This window comes from Hymenobacter agri, assembly GCF_054778495.1.
In genome coordinates this window covers 1-8,380 of sequence record NZ_BAAGZM010000142.1, presented here as the reverse complement: position 1 = coordinate 8,380, position 8,380 = coordinate 1, and the positions used below count along the sequence as shown (strand labels likewise).

Annotated in this window: 7 protein-coding genes; 3 read left to right on the top strand and 4 right to left on the bottom strand. The window is 62.2% G+C overall.

What is annotated here, in order from left to right; genetic code table 11:
* The 3 genes from ACYVDE_RS09435 to ACYVDE_RS09425 form a co-directional block, all read left to right on the top strand.
* Positions 1-580, top strand: a 580-nt coding sequence (locus ACYVDE_RS09435) for a thiamine-phosphate kinase (protein WP_460501243.1), incomplete at its 5' end; no start/stop codon positions are given.
* Positions 581-721: 141 nt separating this feature from the next.
* Positions 722-1,234 carry a hypothetical protein gene (locus ACYVDE_RS09430; protein WP_460501242.1) on the top strand — a complete coding sequence of 171 codons (513 nt, stop codon included), beginning with the start codon at positions 722-724 and terminating at the stop codon, positions 1,232-1,234.
* A 120-nt stretch (positions 1,235-1,354) separates the two neighbouring features.
* The gene (locus ACYVDE_RS09425; protein ID WP_460501241.1) at positions 1,355-1,816 is read left to right on the top strand and encodes a YybH family protein; all 462 of its coding nucleotides are present in this window, start codon (positions 1,355-1,357) and stop codon (positions 1,814-1,816) included.
* Positions 1,817-1,973: 157 nt separating this feature from the next.
* On the opposite strand, the gene ACYVDE_RS09420 is transcribed toward ACYVDE_RS09425, so the two are convergent.
* The 4 genes from ACYVDE_RS09420 to ACYVDE_RS09405 all read right to left on the bottom strand — a co-directional run.
* The gene (locus ACYVDE_RS09420; protein WP_245111344.1) at positions 1,974-2,348 is read right to left on the bottom strand and encodes a hypothetical protein; all 375 of its coding nucleotides are present in this window, start codon (positions 2,346-2,348) and stop codon (positions 1,974-1,976) included.
* Between the two features lie 13 nt (positions 2,349-2,361).
* A complete protein-coding gene (locus tag ACYVDE_RS09415; protein ID WP_460501240.1) occupies positions 2,362-2,850 on the bottom strand; it encodes a hypothetical protein in 489 nt (162 codons plus the stop codon).
* Positions 2,851-2,869: 19 nt separating this feature from the next.
* A complete protein-coding gene (gene rlmD, locus ACYVDE_RS09410; protein WP_460501239.1) occupies positions 2,870-4,297 on the bottom strand; it encodes a class I SAM-dependent RNA methyltransferase in 1,428 nt (475 codons plus the stop codon).
* 199 nt (positions 4,298-4,496) lie between these two features.
* The coding region (locus ACYVDE_RS09405; RefSeq protein WP_460501238.1) for a T9SS type B sorting domain-containing protein at positions 4,497-8,380 on the bottom strand (3,884 nt) is incomplete at its 5' end.

Genomic DNA, 8,380 nt, shown 5'->3' with positions numbered 1-8,380 from the left:
GGCCGGCGAGGCCGTGCGCCGCAGCGGCGGCCAGCCCACCGACCTGCTGTGCGTAACCGGCGACCTGGGCGGCGCGTTTCTGGGCCTGCAGGTGCTGGAACGCGAGAAGCAAGCCTTTATGGCCGACCCCGAAACCCAGCCCGAGCTGTCCAACTACGAATATGTGGTGCAGCGCCAGCTGCGCCCCGAAGCCCGCCTCGACATTGTGCACGAGCTGCGCGAGCGCGGCATCCGGCCCACGAGCATGATTGACGTATCGGATGGGCTGGCGTCGGAGGTGTTGCACCTGTGCACGGCCAGCGGCACGGGCGCGCGGGTGTTCACCGAGTTCATTCCCCTGGCCAACCCTTCGCTGGAGGCCGCCGCCGAGTTCAACCTCGACCCGCTCACCTGCGCCCTCAACGGCGGCGAGGACTACGAGCTGTTGTTCACGGTGCCGGTTACGGACCACGAGAAGATTAAAAATCACCCCGATATCACCATCATCGGCCACCTTACCGATAAGGCCGATGGGTACAATCTGGTGACGAAAAGCGGGCAGGCGGTGCCCTTGCAGGCGCAGGGCTGGACGAGTTTTTAGGGGCCTGAACGGGGCGGAAATCAACTTTTTGGCACTACTACCGTTTAGAGCGGCAGGCGGCAGTTTTCGGAACTGGCACGCTCCTTGTCTGGCTACCCGTACGTTCCGAGTAATTTTTCTTTTTCCCTAATGACTTCGGCCATGAACAAGCTCCCGTATTTCTTCGCTCTGATTATTCTGCTTACCTCGTTTCATGCTCCTGAAGCCCGTGCTCAGTGGAGCCCGCAAGCCAAAGGCGCCGTGATTGGCGGCCTGGGCGGTGCCGCTGCCGGTGCCCTCATCAACAAGCGCAACCGGGCTGTGGGCGGCGTAGTAGGCGGCGTGGCCGGTGGTGCCATTGGCTACGGCGTGGGCAAGCATATTGATAACAAGCGCAAGCAGCGCGCCGCCGCCGCGGCTCAGCAACGCGCCGTAGCAGCCCGTGAAGCTGCTTACCGCCGCGAGCTGGCCCTGGCCCGCAACCGCGAAACCACTACCACCACCCGCACCACCCAAACGGCGTTGGTGCCGGCCAACAGCCTGATGGCTTCGAATGCGATGATGAGCACGACGCAGCCTGCTGCGGCTGCCTCCAACGCCTACCTGCCCAACACGGCCTACGGCGATGCATCGCATCCTTACGGCACGTCGGAATATCGCCGGAAAAGCTGGTAATGCCCGTTTTTGCGTAACCTTGCAACCCCTGGGCGTCCGCGCCCGGGGGTTGATTTTTTACGGTGCCTGCCGCGCCGAGCACAGCCGTTCTCCCTTTTCTTTCACTAATTGTTTGGATGTATGAAATCACTCGTTTGTAGCTTGTTGCTGGCCACGGCTGCCCTTGCTTCTTCCTGCTCGAAAGCGCCCGACGCGGCCAACGTGCAGAATCTGAACCGCGACTTCATCAATGCCTGGAACAGCCGCGACTCGGGCAAAATCACCGGCATGATGGCTGACGACATCACCTTCGTGCAGGGTAATGCTCACTGGAAAGGCAAGGATGAAGTGGGCCAGAAGTGGGTGAGCGCCACTATTCCCACCATCGCCAACCTGAAAACCAGCGTGAGCAGCAGCAACACCGACGATAACAGCGCCTACGAGGCCGGTACGTTCTCGGTCGATGTGCAGCCCGAAGCTCCCGGCCAGCCCGCCGGCTTCGGCGAAGGCAATTACATTTTCTACTGGAAGAAAGCGGCCGACAACACCTGGAAGCTGAGCTACGCGCAGCTGGAAGACCTGCCGGTGCAGCGTCGGAATTAGAGTTTGGGTGTGACGCCGTTGGGCGTAAACCCATAACGTCATGCTGAGCGAAGCCGAAGCATCTCTACCGCGAGAGTAAATAATTACTTCTGCGGTAGAGATGCTTCGGCTTCGCTCAGCATGACGTTCTTTTTTTTCGGGTTCTCTGCGACCTTCCCTAATCCTCCGGATAAGGCACGAATACGAAGTTTGTGAATTCCTCATCGAGCACGAAGAGGCAGCAGAACTCATTCGCATCCTTATAAGTGGCCTGAAACGCCTCGACACCCTCGGCGCTGACGATGCCCTGCTGCACAAACAGCTCCAGGTAGCTGGCGAAGACGTGCCACTCCAGCTGTAATTCGTCGGCGTTTACGAGCAGGCCGCCGAGGGGCACTTCCTGCTTGGCAAACACGAAAATGGGGTACTGGCTGATGTCGCGCTTGCGAATCTGGGCCGAGGCTTCGCTCAGGGTGTCGGACACGGTGGCGAAGTCCTTGGTGATGGTGCCAAGGTATTTGCCGTTGAGTTCGGGGTCGTTGAAGTAGTCCATTTTATTCAGAATTCTATTTTTTTAAGCGGACCAGTTTCAAAGCTGAATAATCCGTTTTACTCACAGAATCGTATTCCAATAAACGGTAAGCGCTAAACCAGCTTACTTTATTTCTAAAATCAATCAATTTGATTTGAACTCTACTATTCTTGTTTTTAAGAATACGGTAATTGCTGCTTCCATCTGATTTAATAGTGAAGTATCCATGGCCTTTACAATAAAAATATTTGCTTTCACTGACGCTTGATTTCGAAGTAAATTCCCAAACTGTAAAGGTGCATTGATTTAATTCTGAGTGAGCTATGAATGGATAATTTGGTCTATTATGAAAGGTAATTGTATCGCGTTTAATAAGGCTTAAGCTGTCATTACAAAACCAAGAAGATAAGTACGGACTTTTCATACTATGATGGAAGTCTTGCACAAGATTTTCTCTCGTTGTGGATTGACAAAATCCACAACGAGCACACAAAACAAATACAAGAACTAAGAGCAGACGCACGAGCGTGAATTGATTATAACTACCTCAATTCCAGCGCCACCACATTCTCCACGTGGTGGGTATGCGGGAACATATCCACCGGCTGCACGCGAGTTACTTTGTAGGCAGCGTCGAGCAGCTCCAGGTCGCGGGCCTGGGTGGCGGGGTTGCAGCTGATGTACACGATGCGGGGGGCGCGCAGCTCCAGCAGGCGCTTCACCACGTCTTCGTGCATGCCGGCGCGGGGCGGGTCGGTGATGAGGACGTCGGGGCGGCCGTGGTGGGCGGTGAACTCGGCCGTGAGCACGTCCTTCATGTCGCCGGCGAAGAACTCCATATTGGTAATGTTGTTGATTTCGGCGTTCACGTGGGCGTCGGCCACGGCCTGCTCCACGTACTCGACGCCGACCACCTTGCGGGCGTTTTTGGCTACGAAGCTGGCGATGGTGCCGGCACCGGTGTAGAGGTCGTACACGAGCTCGTCGCCTTTGAGGTCGGCGAATTCGCGGGCCACTTTGTAGAGCTGGTGGGCGCCTTCGGAATTGGTTTGGTAGAAGGACTTGGGGCCGATGCGGAAGCGCAGGCCTTCCATCTCCTCCTCGATGTAGGGCTTGCCCTTGTAGTTCACCACTTCCAGGTCGTGGAAGGTTTCGTTGCCCTTGTTGTTGAGCACGTAGTTGAGCGAGGTGATGCCGGGGAATTTCTCGTACACGGCGTCCAGCAGCGGCTCGATGCTGTGGTGGGGCAGGTAGCACTGCAGAATCACCATGATTTCGCCGGTGGTCTGGGCCGTGCGGATAATGAGGTTGCGCAGGTTGCCGGTTTGCTTCACAATGTTGCCGAAGCGCAGGTCGCGCTCCCGCGCGTAGTCGCGGATGAAGAGGCGGATTTCGTTGCTCGGCTCGGGCTGCAGGTGGCAGTGCTGCACGTCGATAATCTTATCGAAGCGGGCCGGGGTGTGGAAGCCCAGCACCCGGCGGTCGTACTGCTGAGTGTCGTCGTCGATTTGTTCCTGCGTCAGCCAGCCATTGAAGCTGAAGGTGTATTCGAGCTTGTTGCGGTAATAGGTACGCTGGGGCGAGGGCAGAATCTGCTCGATGGTGGGCAGCTCGACTTTGCCGATGCGCTGCAACGTGTCTTCCACCTGCTGCTGCTTGAAGCGCAGCTGCGAGTCGTAGCCCAGGTGCTGCCATTTGCAGCCGCCGCATACGCCGAAGTGCTGGCAAAACGGCGTGGTGCGCAGCTCCGAATAGGAATGGAAGTGCGTGGGCACGGCTTCCAGAAAGTTCTTTTTGGCGCGGGTGATGCGCAGGTCGACTACGTCGCCGGGGGCCACCTGCGACACGAAGATGACGAGGTTGTCGAGGCGAACGAGGCATTTGCCTTCGGCCACCATGTCCTGAATCAGGACGTTCTGGAGGGCGTCGGCGGGTAGCTGCTTAGAGGCTTTGGTGATTTTTCGGGACATATCGGGGGCAATGAGCCTACAAAGGTAGACCACGGATTCGCTCGGAGTTTAGCGGATTGCACGGATTTCGTGGATGGTCAAGCGGTTCCGAACCGGTTCCGGGTGCTTCCGAACCATTCCCGAGTGGTCCCAACCCACTTCACCTAATAAAAAAGGGCCTCCCGAAACCGGGAGGCCCTTTTGGTGACGCTGGGGGCGGTTACTTCACTACCTCAAACCAGTTTTTCTGGCTGGTGCCGTTGGGCAGGGTGAGGAGGTAGAAGTAGTTGCCGGCAGCGAGGCTGGCGTCCATGCCCCAGTTGTTCTGGTAGTTGCTGGTTTTGTACACCTCGCGGCCCCAGCGGTTGAAGATGGTGAGCGTGTTGCCGGGATAGAGGGCGATGTTGTCAATCACGAGCACGTCGTTTTTGCCGTCGCCGTTGGGGGTAATGATGTTGTAGGTATTGATGGCGTTGGCGAACGTGGCGGCCGTTTCGTTTGAGTTCGAGCGCAGCGGCCCAGCGTCGGTGCTGACGGCCACCACCCGGAAATTCTCCACGAAGCCCAGGCCGGTGGCAATGCGGCCAGGGTCGGTGTTGGTGGTGGTGTAGGTGCGGGCCGTGGCGGGCAGCGTCGTGAGCAGGGTGCTCGCGCCGTTGTCGAGGCGGCGGTACACTTCGTAGCCTTTCACCGCGAAGCCCACGTAGCCGTTCCAGGCCAGGGCCACGCTGCCTTGGTCGCGGCCACCGGGGCCGGCCGTGGGCGTCACGGTCAGGCGGATGGTCTGGGCCGTGGTGCTGGGGATGAGCGTGCCGCAGCCGTTGGTCAGGTCGAGCTGGTATTCGTAGGAATTGGCGTTGGCATCCACGGCGTTGTTGTCGGTGTAGGTGGTGGCGTTGGCGGCCACCGTGCCCACGGGCGCAAAGCTGCCGCTGCCCGCCACGCGGCGCAGAATGCGCACCGGGTTGGGGGTGTTGCCGCTATTGGGCGCACTCAAACTCACAATGACGCGGCTGTTGCTGGTGGCATCGACCGAAACATTGGTGAGGGCGAGGGTGGGATTATCGAGTACGATAACGCGGGTGGCGGCCGGGCCGGCGCAGCCGTTGGGGGCGGCGCTCACTTCGGCGGCGCTCACCGAGTAGGGGCCGGTGGGGTTAAACGTCACGGTAACCTGCGAGCTGGTGCCGCCGCTCGTTACCGCGCCGCCCACAATAGTCCACTGGTAAGTGGCGCCGGCGGTGGGGTTGGCAATGGCGTATTGCTGCGGCGTGGCAGTGTTGCACACGAATCCCGAGCCCGAGATGGTGGGTGCCGTGGGCAGCGGGGCCACGATAAACTGCGTGGTATAGAGCGGGCCCACGCAGCTGCCGGGAGCGGCGGTGGTTTCCTGCACCGTGAGGGTGTAAGTGCCGGGGGCGGGCAAGGTGGCCAGCGTGCGGGTGCTGCCAGTACCGGCCAGGGTGGTGGCCGGCTGGCCGGCCCCACTCAGCTGGAACACGTAGCTGGAGCCGGCAAAGCCGCCGGGCAGGCTAACCGTAACGGGGCCGCTGCCCGCGCACACCCGCGCCGGAGCCGTAATGGCCAGGTTGGTGCGGGGCGAGGGATTGATGAGCACCTTCAGCGTATCGGAAGTGCCGCGGCAGATGCCGCCAGAGGGGTTGCTGGTTTCGGTGGCCACAATCTTGCCGATGGTGGGCACCGTCACCGGGTTCCAGGCCACGGTCACGGTATTGCGGTTGCTGCTCACCTGCGTACCGCCGATGATGGTCCAGGAGTACGACGAGCCGTTGGCAAACGTGCCGCTGGTGTAGGTGTAGGGGCCATCGGCCTGGCACACGGCGCGCGGCAGCGGGGCCACGGCCACAATGTCGCCGGGGCCGGTGGGCCGCACCGTTTGCAGGCGCTGATTGATGACGACGGGCAACGTGGTAGTGTCGGACGAGCAGCCCTGGGCGTTGAAGCGGAAGACTTTCACGGCGCCGCTCGGGTTGGCCGTGCCCCAGTCCACGGTGATGCTGGCCGTGCCCTGGCCGCTGGCCACGGTGCCACCCGTTACCAACCACTGGTAAGCGGTGGCTGCGGGGTTGGGCACCGAGTAGGCCACGCCCGTCACGGTGGGGCACACCGAGGTGGGGCCCACAATGGCCTCAGCGGCCGGGCGCGGGTTGAGGGTGATGATGACGTCGTCGGTGTTCACGCAGCCGTTGGCGGTAGTGGCCGTGAGGGTGTAGGTGCGGGTGATGGGCGCGGCCGTGGTGTTGCTGGCCGTTAGCACGGGCTGGGCGGCGGTGGCGCTGCTCAGGCCGGTGGCCGGGCTCCAGCTGTAGGTGTAGCCGGCCTGCGCGGGCGTGCCCAGCGTCAGCTTCTTCAGGTCGCACACGGCGGCGTCGGGGCCGGCGTTGGCCACGGCGGCGGGGTTCACCGTTACGGTCACGGTGCCGGTGTTCACGCAGCCGTTGGCGGTAGTGGCCGTCAGGGTGAAGGTGTAGGTAACCGGGGCGTTGGTGGTATTCACCTGCGAGAAGGTGGGGTTGGCCACCGTGGTGCTGCTCAGGCCGGTGCCGGGCGTCCAGCTATAGGTGTAGCCGGGCACCGGGGCTGCGCCCAGCGTGATGGTACCACCCGAGCACACCGCCTGCGCGGCGCCGGGCACGGGCACTGCGGCGGGATAGATGCTCACCACCACGGTATCACGGGCAAAGCAGCCGTTGGCCGTCGTGGCCAGCAGAATATACTGTTGGGTGATGGTGGCGTTGGTCAGGTTGGGCAGGGTTACGGTCGGATTCAGCACCGAGGCGCTGCTCAGGCCGGTGGCCGGGCTCCAGGCGTAGGTGGTGCCGGCCACGGCCGTGCCCGTGCCAATGGTCGTCGGTACGTTCGAGCAGGTGGCTTTGTCGGCTCCGGCCTGGGCCACCGCACCCGGATTGATGGTGACATCAACTGTGTTGCTGGCGGTACAGCCGTTGGCGGTGGTGGCCGTGAGGGTGTAGGTGCGCACAATTGGCGCGCCGGTCAGGTTGGGCAGCGTCAGCGTGGGCGTGGCCGAGGTAGCGCTACTCAGGCCGGTAGTGGGCGTCCAGGCGTAGGTGGTGCCAGCTACAGCCGGGCCGGTGCCAATTGTCACGGCCACGTTCGAGCAGGTAGTTTTGGCCGGGCCGGCGTTGGCCACGGCGGCGGGGTTGATGGTGACGTTGACCGTAGCCGTGCCCACGCAGCCGGCGGCCGAGGTCACGGTCAGGGTGTAGGTGGTGGTAATGGGCTGGCCGGTGGTGTTGGTGCCCGTCACGGTGGGATTGAGGATATTCGGGTTGCTCAGCCCGGTGGTGGGGCTCCAGCTATACGTGTAACCGGCTACCGGCGCAGCCGAGCCACCCAACGGAGCCGAGGTGGTACCCGAGCAGAAGCTGATAGCCGGGCCGGGCGAGGCCACCACGGCGGGGTTAATGGTTACTACTACCGATGAAGTAGCAGTGCAGCCGCTGGCGTTGGTCGCCGTCACGGTATACGTTTGAGTGGTGGGCGCGCCGGTGGTGTTGGTCAGCGTCACGGTGGGCTGGGCGGCGGTGGCGCTGCTCAGGCCGGTGGCCGGGCTCCAGGCGTAGGTATAGCCGGTAAGGGCCGCCGTACCGATGGGAGCCGACGCCACCCCCGAACAGGTGGCCACGGCCGGGCCCGCATCAGCTACGGCGGGTGCGCTCACGGTTACGCGCACGGTGCCCACGCTGCTACAGTTGGCGCCTACCGTCACGGTAAGGGTGTACACCTGCACGTAGGCCGCGCCGGTGGTATTGGGCAGCGTCACGGTGGGGTTGGCAGCCGTGGTGCTGCTCAAGCCCAGGGCCGGGCTCCAGCTATAAATGGCCCCTGCAATGGGCGTGCCGCCCAGCGGGGCCGAGGTCACGTTGGGGCAAATCGTGCGGTCGGCACCGGCATCAGCCGTGGGGGGCGGGGCCACGGTCACCGTCACGGTGGCCGTGGTGGTGCAGGTGCCGTCGGTGCCGGTCACGGTGTAGGTGGTCGTGGTGGTGGGCGACACGGTGATGGTGTTCGACGTCGAGCTTTGTCCGCCGCCGCTCCAGCTGTACGTCAGGCCCGCCGGGC